The sequence below is a fragment of the Megalodesulfovibrio paquesii genome, assembly GCF_054653055.1.
Map to the genome: position 1 here is coordinate 743830 of NZ_BAAIGQ010000005.1, position 21668 is coordinate 765497.

17 protein-coding genes and 2 pseudogenes are annotated in these 21668 nt (G+C 63.4%); 13 read left to right on the forward strand and 6 right to left on the reverse strand.

The features are described 5' to 3' along the window. The first annotated feature begins 12 nt into the window (after positions 1 to 12). Together ACYQ00_RS09950 and ACYQ00_RS09955 are read left to right on the forward strand one after the other, a co-directional pair. A pseudogene (locus ACYQ00_RS09950) lies at positions 13 to 2983 on the forward strand (chemotaxis protein CheA). Positions 2984 to 2985: 2 nt separating this feature from the next. Then, positions 2986 to 3717 (forward strand): hypothetical protein, encoded by a 732-nt coding sequence (locus ACYQ00_RS09955; protein WP_460031983.1) that lies wholly within the window; start codon positions 2986 to 2988, stop codon positions 3715 to 3717. Positions 3718 to 4188: 471 nt separating this feature from the next. On the opposite strand, the gene ACYQ00_RS09960 is transcribed toward ACYQ00_RS09955, so the two are convergent. Next, positions 4189 to 5154: a hypothetical protein gene (locus ACYQ00_RS09960; RefSeq protein ID WP_460031984.1), complete on the reverse strand. Its 966-nt coding sequence runs from the start codon at positions 5152 to 5154 to the stop codon at positions 4189 to 4191. Positions 5155 to 5482: 328 nt separating this feature from the next. Here ACYQ00_RS09960 and ybgF point away from each other — a divergent pair, with 328 nt between their 5' ends. The 6 genes from ybgF to ACYQ00_RS09990 all read left to right on the forward strand — a co-directional run bounded on the left by ybgF (position 5483) and on the right by ACYQ00_RS09990 (position 11548). After that, the gene (gene ybgF, locus ACYQ00_RS09965) at positions 5483 to 6691 is read left to right on the forward strand and encodes a tol-pal system protein YbgF (protein ID WP_460031985.1); all 1209 of its coding nucleotides are present in this window, start codon (positions 5483 to 5485) and stop codon (positions 6689 to 6691) included. A gap of 62 nt (positions 6692 to 6753) precedes the next feature. Continuing rightward, complete coding sequence (dprA, locus tag ACYQ00_RS09970) at positions 6754 to 8106, forward strand: DNA-processing protein DprA (protein WP_460031986.1); 1353 nt, start codon at positions 6754 to 6756, stop codon at positions 8104 to 8106. An 82-nt stretch (positions 8107 to 8188) separates the two neighbouring features. Continuing rightward, positions 8189 to 8647 (forward strand): hypothetical protein, encoded by a 459-nt coding sequence (locus ACYQ00_RS09975; protein ID WP_460031987.1) that lies wholly within the window; start codon positions 8189 to 8191, stop codon positions 8645 to 8647. Then, positions 8637 to 9476 carry an HDOD domain-containing protein gene (locus ACYQ00_RS09980; protein WP_460031988.1) on the forward strand — a complete coding sequence of 280 codons (840 nt, stop codon included), beginning with the start codon at positions 8637 to 8639 and terminating at the stop codon, positions 9474 to 9476. Before ACYQ00_RS09975 ends, ACYQ00_RS09980 begins: the two co-directional genes overlap by 11 nt. Before the next feature lie 19 nt (positions 9477 to 9495). Continuing rightward, positions 9496 to 10518, forward strand: a complete 1023-nt coding sequence (locus ACYQ00_RS09985) for a GGDEF domain-containing response regulator (RefSeq protein ID WP_460031989.1) — start codon at positions 9496 to 9498, stop codon at positions 10516 to 10518. Next, positions 10493 to 11548 carry a tyrosine recombinase XerC gene (locus ACYQ00_RS09990; RefSeq protein ID WP_460031990.1) on the forward strand — a complete coding sequence of 352 codons (1056 nt, stop codon included), beginning with the start codon at positions 10493 to 10495 and terminating at the stop codon, positions 11546 to 11548. Before ACYQ00_RS09985 ends, ACYQ00_RS09990 begins: the two co-directional genes overlap by 26 nt. Positions 11549 to 11732: 184 nt before the next feature. Here ACYQ00_RS09990 and glpX read toward each other — a convergent pair whose 3' ends face one another. From glpX to ACYQ00_RS10015, 5 genes are all read right to left on the reverse strand, one after another. Further along, entirely contained in the window at positions 11733 to 12725 is a 993-nt protein-coding gene (gene glpX, locus ACYQ00_RS09995) for a class II fructose-bisphosphatase (RefSeq protein ID WP_460031991.1), read from the reverse strand. Then, positions 12712 to 13194 (reverse strand): ribose 5-phosphate isomerase B, encoded by a 483-nt coding sequence (rpiB, locus tag ACYQ00_RS10000; protein WP_460031992.1) that lies wholly within the window; start codon positions 13192 to 13194, stop codon positions 12712 to 12714. The genes glpX and rpiB overlap by 14 nt, the downstream gene beginning before the upstream one ends. 41 nt (positions 13195 to 13235) lie before the next feature. Then, entirely contained in the window at positions 13236 to 14126 is an 891-nt protein-coding gene (locus ACYQ00_RS10005) for a hypothetical protein (protein WP_460031993.1), read from the reverse strand. Further along, positions 14123 to 15838 (reverse strand): tetratricopeptide repeat protein, encoded by a 1716-nt coding sequence (locus ACYQ00_RS10010; protein WP_460031994.1) that lies wholly within the window; start codon positions 15836 to 15838, stop codon positions 14123 to 14125. Before ACYQ00_RS10010 ends, ACYQ00_RS10005 begins: the two co-directional genes overlap by 4 nt. Positions 15839 to 15899: 61 nt before the next feature. Then, positions 15900 to 17051, reverse strand: coding sequence for a sigma-70 family RNA polymerase sigma factor (locus ACYQ00_RS10015; RefSeq protein ID WP_460031995.1), 1152 nt, complete (start codon positions 17049 to 17051; stop codon positions 15900 to 15902). A 227-nt stretch (positions 17052 to 17278) separates the two neighbouring features. Here ACYQ00_RS10015 and ACYQ00_RS10020 point away from each other — a divergent pair, with 227 nt between their 5' ends. From ACYQ00_RS10020 to ACYQ00_RS10040, 5 genes and pseudogenes are all read left to right on the forward strand, one after another. Continuing rightward, on the forward strand, positions 17279 to 19732 hold the full coding sequence (locus ACYQ00_RS10020; protein WP_460031996.1) for a homocysteine S-methyltransferase family protein: 2454 nt from the start codon (positions 17279 to 17281) through the stop codon (positions 19730 to 19732). A 4-nt stretch (positions 19733 to 19736) separates the two neighbouring features. Next, entirely contained in the window at positions 19737 to 20297 is a 561-nt protein-coding gene (locus ACYQ00_RS10025) for a TlpA family protein disulfide reductase (protein ID WP_460031997.1), read from the forward strand. A gap of 15 nt (positions 20298 to 20312) precedes the next feature. After that, positions 20313 to 20786: an N-acetyltransferase gene (locus ACYQ00_RS10030; protein ID WP_460031998.1), complete on the forward strand. Its 474-nt coding sequence runs from the start codon at positions 20313 to 20315 to the stop codon at positions 20784 to 20786. A gap of 6 nt (positions 20787 to 20792) precedes the next feature. Further along, on the forward strand, positions 20793 to 21320 hold the full coding sequence (hpt, locus tag ACYQ00_RS10035; RefSeq protein WP_460031999.1) for a hypoxanthine phosphoribosyltransferase: 528 nt from the start codon (positions 20793 to 20795) through the stop codon (positions 21318 to 21320). Between the two features lie 75 nt (positions 21321 to 21395). Continuing rightward, positions 21396 to 21488 (forward strand): annotated as a pseudogene (locus ACYQ00_RS10040) (zinc-ribbon domain-containing protein); the annotation flags it as partial. Positions 21489 to 21668: the final 180 nt, after the last annotated feature.

Sequence of the window (21668 nt, forward strand, 5' to 3'; positions counted from 1 at the left end):
AGGGAGCAGGGGATGAGTCAGGATTTCATGGATCAGGAGATCATTGCCGATTTCATCATTGAGGCGCGCGAGCACCTGGAAACCATCGAGCCCAACCTGCTCGAACTGGAAAAAAGTCCGGACAACCTCGCGCTGCTCAATGAAATTTTCCGGCCCATGCATTCCCTGAAAGGCGCTTCGGGGTTTCTGGGCTTTGGACACATGAACCGCCTGGCCCACAAGGCGGAGAATATTCTGGATGAGTTGCGCCAGGGGGGCCATGCCGGTGACCCCCGAGGTCATGGACGTCATTCTGCAAGCCACCGACGCCCTGCGTCAAATCGTTGATTGTCTTGAGCGCCAAGGCAATGAAGGCGATGTGGCTGTGGAGCCCATTGTGGCCATCATCGAGGCCCTGCTTTCCGGGGAGCAGCCACAGGCTGCGGCGAGCGTTACGGCGCCTGCGCCCGAGCCTGTCGCCGCTCCGAATCCCGTCGCCAATTCCGCGGCGGTGGTCTCGCCGGAAGCACCGCAGCCTAGAGTCCTGACCCCGGCCGCCATGCCGGCCTATCAGCTCACAGCGTTCGGGGAAGGGCATCTTAATGACTTCCTTGAGGAAGCTGCGGAAATGGTCGAGAGCCTCAATGCCGGTCTGCTCGTGCTGGAGCAGCAGCAGGGCGGTGAGATCGTCAATGACCTGTTCCGGTATTTCCATAATTTCAAAGGCAATTCGGGCATCATCGGCTTTGCCGAGCTCAATGGGCTGACCCACGAAGCCGAAACCCTGCTCAACCGCGTCCGCAAGGGCGAGATGGACTGCTCCCGCCAGCTTATTGATCTGCTGCTGGCCGTGGTGGACCGCATTGAAACCCTCGTTGCCGGCGTGGACCCCAAGACAGGCATGGTCAATCCCGTGTCCATCGAGGATTTGGTCGGCCTGCTGAGCAAGGCCTCGGAAACCGGCGAAGTGGGCTTTTTGCCGGGTCGCGAGGAGCCTGCTGGCGCACGCGGAGCCCAGCTGACGCCCGAGGCGCCAGCTTCGCCGGTAGAGCCGGAGGCGGATTCGGTAGAGGATGCAGAGGAGGACGAACTCCAGCGCGCCTTTGAGGAAGAAGCCTTGCGGTCCGAAGCTGCTCCGGCCGCTCCGGCGCCTGCTCCCGCCGCGCCCTCATACGATCCGGAAGATGTGTCCATTTTTGAAGACACGGTCAAACAGCAGCTCGGTTCCATCGACGCAGCCATGACCGAGCTGGCCAGGGACGCCTCGCGTACGGAGTTTGTGGATGCTCTGTTCCGGTCCCTGACCACCCTGCAAAACTCCAGCGCGTACATGGGCCTGGACGAAGTGCGCCAGTATGCCGAGCGTACGGCCAATCTGGTGGATCAGGCCCGCAAATCCGGCCTTCCTTTCGACGCGCTGGCGGATATCATGCGTCAGGAAACCTCCATCCTGGCGGACATGCTGCACCGGGCCGTGGCGGAAATGAAGGCTCCTGCGGAAACTGCCGCACCAGCTCCGGAGCCCGCACCCGCGCCTGCACCCGTACCTGCGCCGGCTCCCAAGGCCGAGCCCGCAGCCGCCCCGGAACCGGCACCCAAACCCGAGCCTGCGCCTGCGCCCAAGCCCGCACCCAAACCGGAGCCCGCGCCTGAGCCGGCGCCCACCCCCAAGCCGGAACCCAAGCCTGCACCGGCCGCTCCTGCCGCACCGCCGGCCGCCGCTCGTCCTGCCGCGCCACCGGCTGCAGGGGGCAGTGGCGGCGATGACAATGGCGGCGCACAGACTGCCGGTGGCAAGCCCAAGGTCTCTTCCACCATCCGCGTGGATCATGAAAAGCTCGACCACCTGATGAACCTCATCGGCGAGCTGATCATTAACCGTAACCGCTTTGCTTTGCTGGCCCGCCAACTGGAAGACAAGGGCGAAACCGTGGACCTCTCGGAAATGGCCCAGCACATGACCGAGACCACCTACGCCATGGCGCGCATCTCGGATGACCTGCAGGATACCATCATGAAGGTCCGCATGGTCCCCGTGCAGACCGTCTTCTCGCGCTTCCCCCGGCTGGTGCGGGATCTCTCCCGCAAATCAGGCAAGCAGGTCCAGCTGGTCACCGAAGGCGAGGAAACAGAACTGGACAAGAGCGTTGTCGAAGTCATTGGCGACCCCCTGGTCCACCTCATCCGCAACTCCGTGGACCACGGCATTGAGCCTGAGGACGCACGCCGTGAAGCCGGCAAGCCCGCCCTGGGCACGGTCTCCCTGCGCGCGTATCATCGCGGCAACTCTGTGGCCATTGAGGTGGAGGACGACGGCAAAGGCATTGATCCGAACAAAATGCGCCAGGTGGCCGTGCGCAAGGGGATCATTTCGGAAGAAGAAGCCAAGGCCCTGGACGACCGCGAGGCCATGGAGCTGATCTTCGCCCCGGGCTTCTCCTCTGCCGAAACCATCACCGACATCTCCGGCCGCGGCGTGGGGATGGATGTGGTGCGGACGAACATCAAGAACCTGAAAGGAACGGTGTCCATTCAGTCCACCGTGGGCAAGGGCACCAAGTTCATTCTGACCCTGCCGCTGACCCTGGCCATCATCGATGCCCTCATGGTTCAGGTGGCTGGCGAAACCTACGCCATCCCGCTGGACGCGGTCTCTGAAACCACCAAGCTGGAAGCACGCCGGCTGACGGACGTGAACAACCGCAAGGCCGTCACCCTCCGGGGAGAGGTGCTCGGTATCGTCAACCTGCGGGAAATGCTCGACTTGCCAGCCGGCAAGAAGGAGCAGATCCTCTCCGTGGTGGTGCTGCAGGACAACGACCGCCGGCTGGGGGTGGTGGTGGACAAGCTGCTGGAGCGTCAGGAAATCGTCATCAAGCCATTGTCGGAGTTCCTGGGAGATCTGCGGGGCATTTCCGGCGCCACCATCATGGGCGACGGGTCCGTGGTGCTCATTCTCGATCCTCATGAACTCTATCTGATGGCTACATCCAAGGCTTTGTAATAATGGTATTTTTGAGAGAATTTGTACGGGGCTTCCCCGTGTTGTGCCTGGTGCTGCTGGCCTGGCCTCTTGGAAGTGTGGCCCAGAATAACGCCTCGGATGCCTCGGTGGATGCTACGGCCGGGGGCGTTGCAGCGGAGCAGCCCAATGCTTCCGCCACCTCGCCGCTGGCCGTGCAGTCTGCCGGGGATGCGCCGGTTGCGGCGCCAGCCTCCGAGGCCTTGCCAGCCACCGGAGGCGAAGCCTCGCAGCCAGACACCTCCGGGCCGCAGCGCATTGAAGGTGCCTTTGGCTATTTGCTCGGAGAGCGCTGGACTGGGCGCGCCACCCCTGCCGAGCCGGGGCTGCTCAAGGTGGAGGTTCCTCCGCTGGTGGATTCAGGCGTGTTTGACTTTCATTCCCTGTGGCTGGACCCGGAAACCCGTGCCATTGTACAGATTTCCGCCAGCCGCGCCTTTGAGACGCCGCGGGAGGCGGAAGAGGCGCATCTGGCGCTCATCAACCTCCTCACCGCCAAATACGGCCCGCCGCGGACGGAGCAGACACGGCAGGTCTTTGAAGTCCAGGACCGCAGCGCGCATGTGCTCCTGTCCCTGGAAGGCGGCATGGCCATCCTGGGGGTGGTGTATCAGGACAACCAGGCCGCCGCCACGGCCCTGACCCGGCCACGTTTTGAGCTGAATTTACCTGACATCCCGGGGTATAACGAGACCAGTGGCGGGGTGCGCCAATAACAAGGGCGGAACTTCCGGCACCTGCACCAGGCAGGCTGCCCATCTGTGTTGCGTCCTCTGAAATGATCCATACAGAATAGACGCAACACTGGGCCGCTGGCACAGCGGCCCCGGAGCAGCATTGCTCCGCGTGAGTCAGCCGAAATCCGCGCAGTTCGGCTGACGATCTTCCACGAAATCTGATGTCATTCTTGTCACCTTGTTTCGTGGAAATCACACCACACAGGGCGGGGAGGATGGAATGTCCTCCCCGCCCCGTGTGGTGTGGTGCAAGAGGCTGGGCTCTCTGGCGGGTTCGGGTGTCGCGTCTTTGACACACCTCGAGGCCGAAAAGACACAACGCAGGCAGCGCCGGCAAGGCGGCTCCGGAGTCGCAGGCTCCATCAGCCCGTCAAAAAACACGCATGGTGGCGGATGGAACTTCCAGAAAGAATGGTTTCGGAAACTTCCTTTTTTTTCAATGGGATAAAGTTAGAACAGCGTGTACAGTGTCTGGGTGAGGTATCCCATGCCGCCGCTGGCCAGCAGCAGGAGCAGGGCGGCGAGGAAAACGGTCAATTTGCGGCGCAGGGGAGTCGCGCTGCCAGCCACGCTTGCAAGCCCGAGCGCCGCAATCAGAAGCATTGCGGCCGCCGCCAGCCCCGCCTGTATGGGAATCGCGGTGAACAGGGCCGTAAAGCGCGGGGCTACCAGATAGACGTATCCCCCGGCAGCCAGGCTGGCCAATGCAGCCCCAATGGCGCCCCACCAGCAGGCAGCCTTCAGGGCAAAGGCGTAATAATCGCGGCCATAGTCTTCCTTGGTGCGCCGGGCCAGACAATACAGGGCGCCAAAGGCGCCGGCTGCAGCCACACCGCCGCACAGCACCAGCGCCATGAAGGGCCACAGCGAGGAAAGCAGGGGGATGGCCTGCACGGCATCGAAGAAAGATGCAAACGTCGGGGTCACGGCAAAGGCGTCCTGGCTGGCATTGAGCACGCGCTTGAGCAGCAGCAGACTCGCCCCGGCCAGCAGCATGCAAATCCAGGCCACCCAGGCAAACAGCGACTGCACAAACCGCTTGCCCTTCCAAAAGCCCCAGTTTGCGGCATGGATGGTGCAAAGCAACAGGGCCAGGGCATAGATGCAAAAGGGCAGCAAGGCTGGTGTGGAAAGCATGGGATGCGCAAAGCCCTGGATTTTGGCCAGCGGGTGCTGCATGTACAATACCGCCCAAATACCTGCAGTAAAGGGCAAGGTGCACAGCGCGAAGGCCAGACCCATTTGCGCAACCTGCTTGGCAAACTTGTCGTAAAAGATGCGTTCGCGTGCGTGGGCGAGGTGCTGGCTTACACCGGCAACCAAGGGGGCCGCGCTTACGGCCAGCAGCAGCACGGCAACAATGCTGGTGGATGCCAGTCGCACCCAGGGCAGCACGTCATTCAGCGCAATATCCATGATGGTTCTCACATCGTCTCTCACACTGACATTGTGCGGAGGGGTATTGTGTTTCTGTCAAATTGACTGTACCACTATTCCGTATTGCAATGCAATGCATCACCGTGGCGATGCAGCCAGACGCAGAGGCGTTTGTGGACTGTTAAGACGTGGCCGGCCAGGCTCGCTCGCCTGAGACTGCGCTTCTGGACGGAATCCCGGCTGCCTGGTCCGGGCTCTGTTGTCACAACGCTTGCTGCTCCCCTTTGCCGCTGTCCGAAGACGGCAACAGAGACGACGGGGATGCATGACGATATCCGCACGTTCGCTCGCCGAAGGAGGTCAGGAGATGAGCCGATTCAATGCCCGCGTCACGTTGCCTGGACGCCACAGTCTGCCCGGTTGGGGCGTCACGCATCGTTCAGTGCAACAGTCCGCCCGCAGTATTGTCACGCTCGCGCTCCTTGTCTGCAGTGTTCTAACCTTCGGCTGTGCTTCCCGTCAGCAGGTGGCTAAGCTGGAAGACCGTCTGGTCTCCATGGACGACACCTTGCAGCAGCTGGCGGCCGGGCAGGATATCTCCCGGGCGGACACTGCCGCGAGGATTGACCTCATTGAAGACTACCTTGCCGCAGACGGCAAAGAGAAGGCGCGCCTGCTGCAGGAACTCAAGTCCCAGCGGCAATTGCGCACCGCCAGAACCACGGCCATGTGGACGCCGCCAGCAACGCCGAACTCTGCCGAAAAAAACGGCGCAGGGCAACAGATTCCGCCTGCACCTGCCCCGGTGACCGCACCTGCGCCCATTCTTGCGCCTGCCGCGCCCGTTGAGACCGTAAGACCCGCTGCGGATGCTCCCGCTGTCTCCCCGGCTCCTGCGCCAGCTCCTGAGCCCGCCGTAGCGCAAATGACGCCCGCTCCCGCTCCTGCCCCTGCGCATGGCTCGGTGGCGGCCACGCCCCTGGTCACCGAGCCCGAAGTCATCAAGCGGGGCGTTTCCAAACCCACGGCCGGATATGCCGGCCAGGCCGCAGGGGATGCCGCCGCCAGCGCGCCCGGCATGGATTTGGATCCCAACCGCATTGTCTCCAAACCCATCTATCAGCCGAATTCTCCCGGGGCGTCCGCTGCCGCTGCCGGCAAGCCGGCCCTGGCCAAGGCCGAGCCTTCCCGTGCCGGAACCAACTCCGAGAACAGCTATGAAGAGGCCCTCAAGCTGGTCCAGGCCGGCAAGTCCGATCGGGCCCGGCAGCTGCTGACTGCCTTTATCCAGGAGAACCCCAAGAGCGCCTTGCTGCCCAATGCGTATTACTGGCTGGGGGAAACGTACTATCAGGACAAGCGGTATGCCCAGGCCATCCTGACCTTCAAGGATGTGACCGCCAAGTTCCCCAAGCATGGCAACGCTGCCGCCGCCTTGTTGAAAATTGGCTATTCGTATGAGCAGCTTGGAGACAAGCCCAACGCCCGGTTCTACCTGGGCACCCTGGTCAAGGAATACCCCCGCTCCGAATCGGCCGCCCAGGCCAGGGAAGCGCTGCAGGGACGGCTCAAGTAGCCTGGCTCCCCGGCCGGGTGTTGTGCTCAAGGGTTGGCGCCGGTTTTCGAGATGCAGAACACATGACACATCGGGTCCCAGGCATGCTTGCTCCGGGGGTGCTGCGCCCGCCAGGTCTGCGCGGCGTGGCGGAAGCGCCGGAGGAGTATGGCGTCTATGGCAAGCCCACGGATCCGCGGTACGAGTTCTGGGCCTGTCTGGCGCTCAAGCATACCTCTGGCCTTGGCCCGCGGACGTGGAAACGGCTGCTGGAGGCATTCGGCGGGGCCTGGCAGGCGGTTTCGCAGGTGCAGACCTGGGTGCCTCGCCGGCTGGCCCCTGAACGTGTGGTCCAGACCTTTCGCGATGCAGGCTGGCAGGCGCGGGCGGAAGAAGAGTGGCAGCAGGCCGCCGAGGGCGGGCATCAGGTGCTGCTCTGGTCGCATCCCAGATATCCAAAGCGGTTGCGAGACATACCGGATCCGCCTCTTTTTTTGTATTACCTCGGCGACTTGACGCTGCTGGAGGCGCCCTGTGTTGCCGTCGTGGGCTCCCGTCGCTGTTCCGATTACGGCAGCGGGATGGCTGCCCGGCTGGCGCGGGGGCTGGCGCAGAGTGGCGTGACGGTTGTTTCCGGTCTGGCATATGGCATCGACCGCCATGCGCATCTGGCGGCGCTTCAGGAAGTGGGCTCGTCCATTGCGGTGCTTGGCGCGGGGCTGGATTCCGGGTATCCTTCTGGCAATGCCGATGTCCGGCTGCAACTGGAGGAGCGGGGGTTGGTGCTTTCCGAACTGGCGCCCAGGGCCGTGCCCGAGGCACACCAGTTCCCCTTGCGCAATCGCATCATTAGCGGCCTTTCGCTGGCGGTGGTGGTGGCCGAGGCCGGCGAACGCAGTGGGGGATTGATTACCGCTGCCCGTGCCCTGGAGCAGAACCGGGAGGTGATGGCCGTGCCCGGCCAGGTGAACTGGCCCTCGTACGCAGGTTGCTTGCGGCTGATTAATGACGGAGCCCGGGCCGTGGGCAGTGCGGAGGACGTGTTGCGGGAAGTGGCGCCACATTTGCATGCTCATCAGGTGCGGGCCTCCTCTCGGGGGGCAGCTGCAGGGCCACCGCCAGCAGCGCAGCCACGTCCACTTGGCGCACCCCGTCCACGGGCCGAACGGAAAAGCCCTGCAGCGCCGAAGCCACCAGAAGCGGCGGAGGCACGAAACACCGCTCCCGGCATTGGCGGCATCTTGCCGGAGCAGTTGACAGAAGACGAGCAGCGCACCTGGGAGGCCTTGCCCGAGCAGGGCGCCGCACATATCGATGACGTGTGCCGCACGCTGGGCTGGGATGTGGGCCGGGTCAGCCGCGCGCTTGTCGGATTGGAACTGGCGGGCGCCGCCAGCCAGTTGCCGGGCATGCAGTACATGCGTGTCCAGGGCTGAGCCCCGCCGCAGAACTGTGCGCGGGTATTGCATTGCAGGAGACAGTGTGCAGAACATTCCCCTTGCCCTCGCCAGGCCTGGCATGACACTCGCTCGCCCCGTTTTTCGGGAGGGCGGCCAGGTGCTGGTTGGCGAAGGCACGGAACTATCTGCCGGATTGCTGGAGCGGCTCCAGGCCATGGCGGTGGAGAGCATCACCGTCCAGGGACGCCCCGTTCAGATGGAAGGCCTTGGCGAGGGCACGGATTACGCAACCCGGCTGGAACGGTTGGAGCATTTATTCCGCCACCATCAGGGCAACGCGTTCATGGGCTCAATGAAGACGCAGCTGGCGCGTTTTTTTCAGCATATGGCCGCCGCCGAGGCAGCCGGAGAAGCCGGGCAGACGTCAGTGGATCCGACTTCTGGAGCCGCTCTCCCGGCGGACTCTCGCGCCTCTTCCGGGACGCTCTCCACTCCCTCCCCCCCGGCCTCCACCAGCGCCGCCCGGGCAGACGGGTTCTGGGCACGATTGCTCCGGAGGCTGCGCCATGGCCGATGACCTGCGCCTTGCGCTCAAACAGCATGTCCTGACAGTCAAAGACCTGCCCACGCTTCCAAAAGTGCTGGAGGAAGTGACGCTGCTGGTGGAAGATCCGGCCTCCTCCTCCGAGCAGATCGCCAGACTCATCTCCATGGATCAGGTGCTTTCAGCCAAGGTGCTCAAGATGGTCAACTCGCCCATCTATGGGTTTCCCGGCCGCATCGGCTCCATTCAGCACGCCCTGGTGTTGCTGGGGCTCAATGTGGTCAAGGGCGTCATCATCTCCACCTCCGTGTTCGAGGCCATGCGCGGCGCCATGCACGGCCTGTGGAACCACAGCCTCGGCTGCGCCATGGCCTGCGCGGAAATTGCAAGGGTGGCCGGACTGGAAGATCCCGAGGAATATTCCGTTCCCGGCCTGTTGCACGACCTGGGCAAGGTGGTGGTTGCCGTGCAGCTGCCAGAGGTCAGAATCAGGCTGGATGCGATAGTCAAGGACTCGGACTGCAGCTACCGTGACGCCGAGTCCAGCCTGCTCGGCCTGACCCACGAGACCGTGAATGACTGGCTGGCGCGGCACTGGCGGCTTCCCCCGAAAATCCGCGAGGGCATGGTCTTCCATCACCAGCCCCTGCGGGCGGAACATTATCCGGCGGCAGCCTGCGTGGTGCATGTTGCCGATTTTTTGGTAAAGGTCTTTGAATATGGCGAGAGCGGCGATGATCAGGTCCCGCTGCTGGATCCTTCGGCCTTCAAGCTTCTCAAACTGGACACTCCGCGTCTGCACTCGGTGTTGCATGCACTGACGAACAAGTTTGTTGAACTGTCCGATGTTTCCTTCACCTGAGCTGTCACCTGGAATCGGTATGTCAGTTGCCCAGGATCATTTTCTTTCCGCCACGGCTGCTCCCGGGTGCCTTCTGCCCAACAGCAGGCGCGGCCTCGCCATCACGGCGGATCCGGTCCTGGCGGCGCTGCTGCCCACCCTGTGGCCGGCGGATGTGCTGGCGTGGCAGCTGTTTTCTCATGTTGCCCAGGCCATGGAAGAGCTGTACGCCGAGCCGCCGCATCTGCTGCTGGTGGATGCCCATCTGCCGGATGGGTCCGGGCTGGAACTGGCGGCCACGGTGAAGAGTGAAAACGTGTACCGGCAGATGCCCGTGGTGGTGGCCCTGCCCGAAGCAGAGGCCCCGGAACTGCTCGCGGCACAGTTGGCCGGGGGGCCGGAGTGGGAGTGTGCAGAGGTGGATGATTTTCTGCTGCGCCCTTTTGCCCCGCTGGAGCTTCGCGCCCGGCTCAATCTGGCCATGGCTCGCGCACGTCGGACCCTGGACGCCAACCCCCTGAGCAAATTGCCGGGAAACACCAGCATCATCCAGAAGATTCAGGAATTGGTGGACGCGAAGGCCGAGTTTGGCCTGGCCTATGTGGATTTGGACAATTTCAAATCCTTCAATGACAGGTATGGCTTTTCCCGCGGCGACGAAGCCCTGATGATGACCGCGCGGCTCCTGGCCACTGTGGTGCAGGAGCAGCAGTGTGCAGCGTCCTCCATGAGTTTTTTGGGCCACATTGGCGGGGACGACTTTGTGTTCATCCTGCCGGCCACCCGGGTGGAGGCCGCCTGCCAGGCCGTCTGCAACCGCTTTGACGCCATCGTCCCCAGCTTCTATGATGAAGAGGATCGCCAACGCCGGGCTATCCGCAGCACGGACCGGCAGGGGCGGGCGCTGGAGTTCCCGTTCATGACCGTGTCCATCGCCGTGGTCATGAATTACGGCGCCAAACTGCATCATGCCGGCGAAGTGGCCTCCATGGCCGCTTCCCTGAAAAAACTGGCCAAGTCCAAGTCCGGGAGCAGTTATGTCATCGACCAGCGGCGTGCCTGATTCTTCCGCCCAGTCCGCTCCTACTCCATCCGCCCCTGCTCCATCCGTTCCGGTCCTGCTCGCCCGGTTCCTCGACCATTTGCGCCTGGAAAAGAACCGCTCTGCGGCCACGGTGGCGGCCTATGGGGCGGACCTGCAGCAGTTTGAAACCTATCTGCAAACCCGCAAGCCGCCACAGTCCCTGGATGCTCCGGCCGCATTGACCCGCCTGCATGTCCAGGGCTTTGTGGCGGAGCTACACCGCCAGCGCCAGGCCAAGACGTCCATGGGGCGCAAGCTCTCGTCCTTGCGGGCCTTTTTCGCCTTTCTTCTGCGCAAGGGACTGGCCAGCACCGATCCCACGACCGGCGTGGCCAACCCCAAGGCCGAAAAGCGCACCCCCAAGGCGCTGAACGTGGATGCCATGCATGCCCTGCTGGACACACGGCAGCGCCAGCTCTCGCCAGCCGCACGTCCTGCCTCGCCAGCCCCCCGCACGCCGGAAGACTCCCTGGCCGCTTCCCTGGCCCTGCGGGACGTGGCCCTGGCCGAGCTGCTCTACGGCGCCGGGCTGCGCATCAGCGAGGCCCTTTCCCTGAACATCCAGGATGTGGCCGGCTCGCGGCTGACCGTGAAAGTTCTGGGCAAGGGCAGTAAGGAGCGCGTGGCCCATCTGACGGATACTGCCCGCAATCTGCTGGACGCCTGGCTTGCCGCCCGCGCTGAGTGTTCGCCCCAGCCCGACGAACCGGCCCTCTTTCTGGGCCAACGCGGCAAGCGCCTGCACCGCAGCGAGGCCGCCCGCCGCATCGCCAGCCTCGCCACCGCAGCCGGACTGCCCCAGCACGTGCACCCGCACATGCTCCGCCACAGCTTTGCCTCCCACCTTCTGCAAGGCGGGGCCGACCTGCGCGCCGTACAGGAGCTCCTGGGCCACGCCCGCCTGACCACTACTCAGCGCTATACCCATCTCTCCCTCCAGCAGCTCACCGCCACCTACGACGCCGCTCACCCGCGCAGCCGTGAAGGGAACTCCGGGCACAAGGAATGAAGAGGCGGGGGCGTCTCCCTCGCCACAGACTTTCACCTCGGGTGAGCGGCGGAGCACTGGTTGCTGCCCTATACGCAAGTGCCGGTTGTCCCGCTCGTAGCGAACGGGACAACCGGCACTTGCCAGCTGGAGGGGGCGCAGGGGAACTCAGCTCCCCCGTTCTCTCTTCCTTTTCTTCTCTTCCCTAATCGTACTGCACGCTGGAGACGCGCATGAGCTTGTCCCAGTTGTGATAGGATTCGATGTAGCGGACGGTGCCGGTCTTGCCACGGATGACGAGGGAGTGGGTGGAGGCGCCGCGGCCGCTGTAGTGCACACCGCGCAGAAAGGAGCCGCCGGAGAGGCCGGTGGCGGCGAAGAAGACGTTATCGTCCTGGACGAGATCGGTCTCCAGGAGAACGCGAGGGAGATCCACGCCGTCGTCAAGGAGGCGCTGGCGTTCGGCGTCGGACTGCGGGTCCAGCCGGCAGACCATGCGCCCGCCGGTGCCACGGATGGCGCAGGCCGAGAGCACGCCTTCGGGAGTGCCACCGGTGCCGCACATGACGTCCACCTCGGCCCGGGAGTCCACGGCCATGAGGGAGCCGTTGACGTCGCCATCAGTGTGCAGCTGAATGCGCGCCCCGGCGGCTCGAATGTCGCGGATGAGGGATTCGTGGCGGGGCTTGTCCAGGACAAAGACGACGATATCGTCAAGATCTTTTTCAAGCGCTTTGGCTACCTTGCGCAGGGTCTGCCCCACGGGGGCGTCCAGGTCGTCATGGCCGATGAGATGGGCGGCCGCGGCGGGGACCACGAGTTTTTTCATGTAATAGCTGGCCCCAGGGGCATACATGGCTCCGGCCGGAGCCAGGCCCACCACGCTTATGGCGTTGGGCCGGCCATAGGCCAGAAGGCGGGTGCCCTCCACGGGGTCCACGGCCACATCCACGGCCGGGCCCTGGCCGGAGCCCACGGCCTCGCCATTGTAGAGCATGGGGGCTTCGTCCTTCTCCCCTTCGCCGATGATCACCGTGCCACGGATGTTCAGGGAATTGAAGGAAAGGCGCATGGCATCCACGGCGGCCTTGTCCCCGGAATTCTTGTCTCCGCGGCCGAGCCAGCGGGCCGAGGCCAGGGCGGCGGCCTCAGTGACGCGGACAAGATCCAGGGCCAGATTGCGCTCAGGCGCCTCCATGGCAGCTCCCTCCGGATTCCATGAGATCCACGCGGCGCTGGTGACGGCCGCCTTCGAAGGACTCCTCCAGGAACGCGTCCACAATGGCCAGGGCCAGGCCCGGACCGGTCACGCGTTCGCCCAGGCAGAGGACGTTGGCGTTGTTGTGGCGGCGGGTCATGCGGGCCAGGAACTCGTTGGTGCACAGGGCGGCGCGGATACCAGGGCATTTGTTGGCGGCCATGCTCATGCCGATGCCCGTGCCGCAGATGAGCACGCCCAGGCCGCAGTCGCCAAGCTCCTTGGAGGTGAGCTTTTTGCAGAGATGCTGGGCGAACTCGGGATAGTCGCAGCTGGTCTGGGACTCGGTGCCCACGTCGATGACTTCGTGGCCCTTGCCGAGGAGGTACTGCTTGATCTGCTCCTTGAGCGCGAACCCGGCATGGTCCGCGCCGATGCAGACTCGTCTTGGAGTGGCGGCGCTAGGCATGATCTCACCTTGCTGAAATGGTTCAATAAGGAAACAAAACGCTATGGTTGTTCCCGGATCAGGACTCCGGGGGGAATGTCCAGATGCAGCGCGGCTGGCGGCCAGGGTTCGGGTCGCAGTTCCAGTTCCTTGAGGAAAAGGATGGCTGTTTCCTTGTTGGATGGCCGGGTCATGCGCACCCGCTGGGGAGTGAAGGCCGGGTAGCCGGGCGCGCCGAGGTCCTGCAGTTCCAGGGTCCAGGGGCCGAGGCCGTCGCCGGCCGGCAGTTCCATGGAGACCGGCGCGCCGTCTGCAGCCAGGGTGAGGGCGATGGGCCCCTTGGCTGTGAAGCAGGCGAAGCGGATGGGGGCATCGTCCTTGTCCGGATCACCCTGCGGCTGGACGGTGTCGTACTGTTCGGGGAAGAGGGCGCTCCAGTCGCCCATGAGCAGGCGGGCGAGATCCTGAAGATCCAGCGGCAGGGCCATGCCAAAGGCAGCCATGCCGTCCAGGGTGTTCCGGAAGTGGAAGGCCGCGGCATCCGGATTGTTGCCGGGGATGAAGGCCAGAAATCCCTCGGGCCCTTCCCGCCAGTGGCCGACCATGGCGCCGACCCCGGCCTGCAGATCCAGACGGATGGGCAACTCCGCATTGCCCCACAGTTTGGCGACGACGCGGTGTTTATCTTTTGGTCCCGCGTAGTTGAGTGATGCAGTGGCTGAGAAGGCCGGAGCCTGGGCTCCCGGGGCAGGGGCAATGCGGGCGCGGAAGGTGCGCCACAAGCTCTCGGCACGATGCTGCCAGCCGGGACCGGCTTCCGGCTGTACGCCGGGCGGCGGTGGCGAAGGGGCGCAGGCAGTGGCGAGGAGGGCGGCGGTCAGCAGGCACAACCGCCCGTACTGCTTGAGAACCACTGCGGCAACGCCAAGGACGTGTGCGGCGTGCGTGCTCATAGGCCCTGAAGTTTCTTCCTGATGGATTCCGGTTTTTTATGATTGAATTTCAAGGAGTTTTCATACCCCTTGCGTGCGGCGTCCGTGTTGCCGAGCTTTTTGGCGATGTCGCCGTAGTGTTCCCAGATGACGGGATCTTCCACAGGCTGGCCCTTGGCGTCAGTCACGGCGTCGTTGATCAGTTTCCAGGCTTCCTGCATCTGTCCCTGGCGGAATCGGACCCAGGCCATGGAGTCGATGATGAAGTCGTTGCCGGGCTTGAGTTCCATGGCCTTGCGCACGAGGGTTTCAGCGCGCTCCAGGTCGCGATTGGCGTCAGCCAGGGAATAGCCCACGTAGTTGAGGGCATCGGCATTGTCTGGTTCCAGGGTCAGGATTTTCTCCATGACTTCAAGGGCTTCGGCGTGTTTGTCCGCACGCTCCAGCACGAGCCCGTAAGTGAAGAGCACTTCCGTATCGTCGCTCCAACGGTCGCGCGCCTGACGGAGCAGATCAAGGGACTCGTCGGTCTTGTCATCCTCCTGCAGCAGGCGGGCTTCCAGCAGCCAGAACTCGCTGACATCCGGGTACTTGGCCCGGCCAGCGCGGGCCATGGCCAGGGCCTCGCCGTGGCGGCCGGCCTCGAACAGGATGTGGATGGAAAAGCGCAGGCTGCGCTCGTGGAAGCGGCTTTTCTCCGGAATTTTGCCTAGATATTCAAGGGCATCAGCGCTGTTTTTCTTGTGTTCGTAGGCAATAAGGGCCTTGTGGAACCAGAGTTCCTTGAGTTCAGGATGCCTGGCCAGCTGGGTATCCACAAAGGCCTCGGCTTCGGCAAACATGCCAGCGTCCAGCAGCAGGCTGGCCACGGGCATGAAGGTGGCCAGATCCTGGGGGGCCTTTTCCACAAACTTCAGGGCCTGCTTGGGCTTGCCGAGCTTGATGTTGACTTCGACCAGCCGGAGGGTGAGTTCCCGGCTGGGCTCGCCCAGGGCCATGATGCGCAGGTAGGTTTTTTCGGCGCCTTTGTAGTCTTCCGCAGCTTCGTAGGCAAAGGCCAGCTCGGCCCAGGCCTCAATGAATTCCGGATCCTCCTGCAGGAGGGATTCGAGCAGGGCAATGGCCTCGCGATGCCGGTCCAGACCATTGAGGGCCTTGGCGCGCAGGAACTTGAACTCGCGGGGCCGTTTGCTGACCGGCACGTCGGGCGGGGTCTCGTCCATCACCTGCAGCGCGGCGTCGTAGCGTTCCGTCTGGACAAGCAGAGTGGCCAGTTCCGTGCGGGCCGAGAGGTCGGCCGGATTGCGCGTGAGATACTGCTCCAGCAGGGCCTGGGCTTCGTCATAACGTTGCTCGGTCAGGTACAGCTGGGAGAGCAGGAGCTGAAGCTGGAGATTGTCCGGATGCCGGCGCTGGCCTTCTTCCACCAGGATGCGGGTCTTTTCCGCATCGCCGGCGTGCCAGAAGAAGTTGGCGCATTCAATGAAAACCTGGGGGGAATCGTCCAGGGCCAGGAGTTCCAGCACGGCATCTTCGCCCAGGGTGGCGTTTTCCTGGCGGCGGGCTTCTTCCAGCAGCAGGTAGTAATAGCTGGCCTGCGCCTGGGGCGACAGTTTCCAGCCGCCGGCGCTGGCGCTGGCCGGATTTTTGGGAGTAGCGGCACAGGCCGCGAGGGTAACGCAGCCAGCCAACAGGGTGGCGCTGAGCAGCGGCATGAGATTGTACAGGCGCATGAACGGTGCGGTCCTCACGTTACCTTTGAGATGGAGGGCGATGGAGGGGACGCCGGCGAGGCTATTCGCTGCGCACGATCCAATCGTTCGAAAAATCGTCAATGTTGTCCGTCAGGTGCACTCTCAGTTTGTGCAGCAGCCGGGTTTCGAGCTGCCGGACGCGTTCGCGGGTGATGCCATAGCGCTCGCCTATTTCGCGCAGGGTGACCGGGGAGTCGGCAAGCAGGCGCTGTTCCAGGATATCCCGCTCCTTGTCCGAGAGCCGGGGGAGGATGCGCTCCAGGTGGCCTTGCAGGGCGATGGAGATTTCCTCCCGGGCCAGGGTGTCTTCGATGCTGGGCTGCAAAGCGGGCAGCACATCGAGCCGGGTGGTGGTGGAGTCATCCGCCAGGGTGGTATCCAGGCTCATGTCCTGGCTGCCCAGGCGTTGCTCCATCTCCTGGACCTCCTCCTCACTGACATTCAGGTTCTTGGAGAGGGTGGAGGTGTCCGGATCGAAACCCAGGGACTGCAGCCGGCGGCGTTCCTTGTTCAGGTTGTAGAAAAGCTTGCGCTGGGCCTGGGTGGTGCCTATCTTCACCAGCCGCCAGTTGTCCATGATAAATTTAAGGATGTAGGCCTTGATCCAGAAGGCGGCATAGTACGAAAACTTGATGCCCTTTTCCGGATCGAACTTCTGGACGGCGCGCATGAGGCCCACGTTGCCTTCCTGCACCAGATCCAACACATTCTGCATCCAGCGGCGCTGGAAGTCCATGGCGATCTTGACCACCAGACGCAGGTGGGAAGTGACCAGCTGGAAGGCGGCCTCGCTGTCTCCATGGTCGCGCACACGGCGGGCCAGCTCGAATTCCGCCTCTGGCTCCAGCATGGGGAAGACGCCGATTTCTTTGAGGTACAGGCGCAGGGTGTCCTGCGCGCCGGCCCGCGAGCCGGATTTGAGCACCGGCATGGGCAGGGTGGTGGGCAGGGAGACTTCGGCCTCGTCGGAGTCGTCGAGCAGGGCCGCCTCTGCCTCGTCTTCCAGGACCGCTTCGGCTGCCTCGTCAGCCTCATCGGCGACGAGGTCCACGTCTTCCACGTCATCCAGGTCGAGGGCGTCATTGTCTTCGGTCTCGGCAATTTCGGGCTCAAGCACCTCTGCCTCGGTCACCACGCGGGGCGCGGCGTCGCGAGCCGGGGTGGCATTGGCGGAACGCTTGCGTGCAGTCATGTTCAGGCATCCTCCCGCCGGCGGGCCGCATCAGCGCGCAGGGCGGCGGGCATGGCTGGAAAACTCGTTGGAAAGGTTGATGATTTTTCCATTCTGGACATAGTATAGTTTTTGTTTGTCCTTTTCAACGCTTTTCAGTACTCAAAGGCGGACTGTTCGGAACGGCCGATGTGGGGGAATGCCCGGTTGGCGCGGGTTCCGTCAGTGGAACAACCAAGGAGTGCACTTTGCCTGAATTTGATTGGCTGCGCAATGCAACAGAGGTGTTGTGCTTTGATGGCGCCACGGGAACCATGCTCCAGGAGGCGGGACTGCCGCCGGGCATGTCTCCGGAGCTGTTCGGGCTCAACCGGCCGGATGCCATGCGGGCCGTGCATGACGCATACATCGCCGCGGGGGCGGATGTCATCACCACCAACACCTTTGGCGGCACGGGCCACAAGCTCGGGCTGGGGGTGAATGTTGTCGAGGTGAACCGCGAGCTGGCCCGGTGCGGCCGGCAGGCGGCGGACGCCACGGGAGGACGGGTCAAGGTGGCTGGCAGTGTCGGCCCTACCGGGCAGTTCCTCAAGCCCATGGGCACCCTGACCCCGGCCGACATGCGCCAGGCCTTCCATGAACAGATCCTGGGCCTGATGCAGGGCGGGGTGGATCTGCTCATCGCCGAAACGCAGTATGATATCGCCGAGATCCGCGCCGTGGCCATGGCCGCGCGTGAGGTATTCCGGGAAATCGGCCGCGCCGTGCCCGTGGGCCTGTCCATGACCTTTGAACGCGGCGCCACCCTCACTGGCACGCCGCCAGAGGTGTTTGCCGCCTCGGCCCAGAACCTGGGCGTGGACTTCGTGGCCATCAACTGCGGCCTTGGACCGGATGAAATGCTCGGCCTGGCCCAGGCCATGCTGCCGGCGCTGCACATTCCCTTGCTTGTCCAGCCCAACGCCGGCCTGCCGCAGCTCAGGGACGGCCGCACGGTCTTTACCCTGGGCCCCGATGATTTTGCCGAAAAAATGCTGCCCTATCTGAAGATGGGCGTGCGCATGGTCGGCGGCTGCTGCGGCACCACGCCCAGGCATATTGCCGCCCTCAAGGCCCTGGCCCGGCAGATTTCCCTGCCGCCGCGCCCCGAGCCGGGTCCGCTGCAGCTGGTTTCCCGTTCCCGTCTGGTGCAGGTGGCCTCGTACCTGCCGCATGTGGTCATTGGCGAGCGGATCAACCCCACGGGCAAAAAGCAGCTGACCGCCGAATACCAGGCCGGGGAGTTGCAGCTTGCCCTGCAGTTCGCCCGTGAGCAGCTGGACGACGGCGCCCAGATTCTGGACGTGAACGTCGGCGCGCCCATGGTGGACGAGCAGGTGCTGCTGCCGCTGCTGACCGAGACCCTGGCCGCGCGGGTGGATGCGCCCTTGTGCCTGGATTCCACGGATCCGGCTGCCCTGGGGCTGGCCCTGGAACGTTGCCCGGCCGGTGCGTTGATCAACTCCATCAGCGGTGAACCCGGGCGCATGGAAATTCTCGGCCCCCTGTGCCGGGACCACGGCGCGCCGTGCATCCTCCTGCCCCTGACCAGCAAGAAACTGCCCGTGACCGCGGCGGAGCGCATCGCCATCATCGAAATGCTCCTCCAGCAGGCCCTGGATCTGGGCATCCCCCGCTCCAACCTGATGGTGGATGCCCTGGCCTTGACCGTCTCCTCCAGGCAGGACGCCGCAGTGCAGTGTCTGGCCACCATCCGCCATTGCACGGAGGTGCTCCGGCTGCCCACGGTGCTGGGGCTTTCAAACATCTCCTTCGGCCTGCCGGCCCGGGAGCTGCTGAATGCCACCTTCCTGACCCTGGCCATGGGGGCGGGACTCTCGGCGTCCATCGCCAATCCGCACGCCACGCGCTTCAAGGAGGCCCGAGCCGCGGCCGAGGTGCTCCTGGGGCGCGATCCCAACGCCGAATCCTTTATTGCCGGCTATACCGACTGGAAGCCCGGCGGTGGGGCCAGCGGGGCGGCGGGCGGCACTTCTGGCGCGGGCGGCTCCAAAAAAGCGGCTTCCACCCTCAAGGAAGCCGTGCTCCAGGGTGACAAGCAGCGCATCGAGCCCCTGGTCGCAGCCGCCCTGGAGGCGGGTCTGAGCCCCATGGAAGTGGTCAATGACCAGCTTATCGCAGCCATCACCATGGTGGGCGAAAAGTATGAGCGCCGGGAATACTTCCTGCCCCAGCTCATCGCCAGCGCCGAGGCCATGCAGCACGGCTTCCGCATCCTGAAGCCGCTGCTGGACAAGGCCGAGGCCGAGGGCAAAACCGTGCACAAGCCCGTGGTCATCCTGGCTACGGTGGAAGGGGATATTCACGATATCGGCAAGAATATCGTGGCCCTGATGCTGGGCAACCATGGTTTTGACGTGGTGGATCTGGGCAAGGACGTGCCGGCCGAAGTCATTGTCCGGGCTGCCAAGGAGCGCGGCGCCTCGGTCATCGGCCTCTCGGCCCTGATGACCACCACCATGGTCCGCATGGAAGACACCATCAAGCTGCTGCGCGAGGAAGCCTTGCCGGTCAAGGTGATTGTCGGCGGGGCGGTGGTCAGCCAGGAATACGCAGACCGCATCGGCGCGCACGGCTATGCCCGCGACGCCGTGGCTGCCGTGCGTCTGGCCAAGGAATTGACGGCCCGGCCGACCGTGTAAGCCCGTGCCAGCATCCGGTCTGGTGGTGCGGCAAGGTACGGCAAGGTGTTTTGAACGAGACGTAACCCCGGAGAAAGGTTGTATGCGCGCAACGGTGGTTCATTTGACGGCGCTGTTGGCCCTGTGCGCCGTGCTGTCCGGCATGCCCGGCAAGGCGGAAGCCCAGCAGGCTGTGCTGCCCATTGACCATATCAGTCTGATGCAGCAGGTGCGTGAAAATAAAGGCAAGGTTGTGGTGGTGAACTTTTTCGCCACCTGGTGCGGCCCCTGCCAGCTGGAGATTCCGGGCCTGAAGAAGTTGCGCACGGAATACGATCCTGAAGAGGTGTTGTTCCTAGGTGTGTCCGTGGATGAGGATCCCGCGGCGCTGCCTTCTTTTGTCAAACGAATGGATTTTAACTATCCTGTGTACTTGGCCAAACCTGGTGTGGCGCAATTCTATGACGTAGGCGGCATCCCCAAGATGCTGGTCTACAATAGAAATGGTGAATTGACCATGAATCATGTCGGGTTTCTTGATGCATCCGAACTCAAACAGGAGCTTTCCACGCTCCTTGCCCAGTAGCGAGGCGTTCAGGAAGTGGAGAACGAAGGGTACTACATCAGAAAAGCGCGCATCAACGACGTGAAATCCATCCATGGCATGCTCATGGATTGTTCCCGCAACGGGCTTTTGCTGCCACGCTCCTACAACGAGCTCTACAGCCACCTGCGGGATTTCTTCGTCCTGGCGCCCAAGGGCGAGGGGCCCATCCTGGCCTGCTGCGCCTTGTCCATCACCTGGGACGACCTGGCTGAACTGCGCTCCCTGGTGGTCTCGGAAGCCTTGCGCGGCCAGGGCTGGGGCCGGCGGCTGGTGGAGGCCTGCCTCTCCGAAGCCGTGACCCTGGGCCTCTTCCGCATCTTTACCCTCACCTATCAGCAAGCTTTTTTTGAAAAAATGGGCTTCCAGGTGGTGGGCAAGGAAGTGCTGCCGCAAAAGGTCTGGAGCGATTGCCTGCGCTGCCCCAAGTTCCCGGAGTGTGACGAAATCGCCATGCTGCTGGAGGTCTGATCAGACATGATGCATACGATGACGGAACTGATATCCAAAGAACAGATCGCCGCCCGCATTCGCGAGCTCGGCGAGGCCATTCGTCAGGACTACAAGGACGAGCCGCTGGTGACGGTGTGTGTGCTCAAGGGCGCCGTCATCTTTTTTGCCGACCTGTTGCGGGCTATTGGCCGGGATACCACTATTGATTTCATGCGCATTGCAAGCTATGGTTGCAGTGTCTCGCGTGAGATGAATGTGCGCCTTTTGCTTGATCTGGAAACGGATATTGCAGGCAAACACGTGCTGATTGTGGAAGACATCATCGACACTGGCCACTCCATGCGCTGCGTGCTGGATTTGCTGGCCACTCGCAATCCTGCCTCCCTGAAGATCTGTTCGCTGCTGGACAAACGAGAGCGGCGCGAAGTGCCAGTGGATGTAGCCTATGCAGGCTTTGTGGTGGAACAGGGGTTTATTGTTGGTTATGGCCTGGATTTTGCAGAAGGCCTGCGTCACCTGGAAGCCATCCACATCCTCGATCCCCAGGCGTAGCCCGCTGTTGCGGCGCGTCCGGAAACGCCTCTCCATGGAATAACGACCATGGAATGACGACATGGGAATGACCACATGATCATCAAGTGCCCAAATTGCGAGAGCCGATTCAATCTGCCCGACGAAAAGTTCCAGGAAGGCCGCAAGGTTCGCTGCTCCAAATGCAAGCACGTCTTCCCCATGACTCGTGGACCCCAGGCTGCGCCCACTGCAGCTCAAGTCGCTCCACCAGTTTCGGCCCAGGCCCCGCAACAGGCCGCCCCCAGCCCCGCACCAGCGCAACAGCCAGCGCGCCAGCCAATTCGGCAGCCAGTTCAGCAACCGGTTCAGCAACCGGTTCAGCAACCT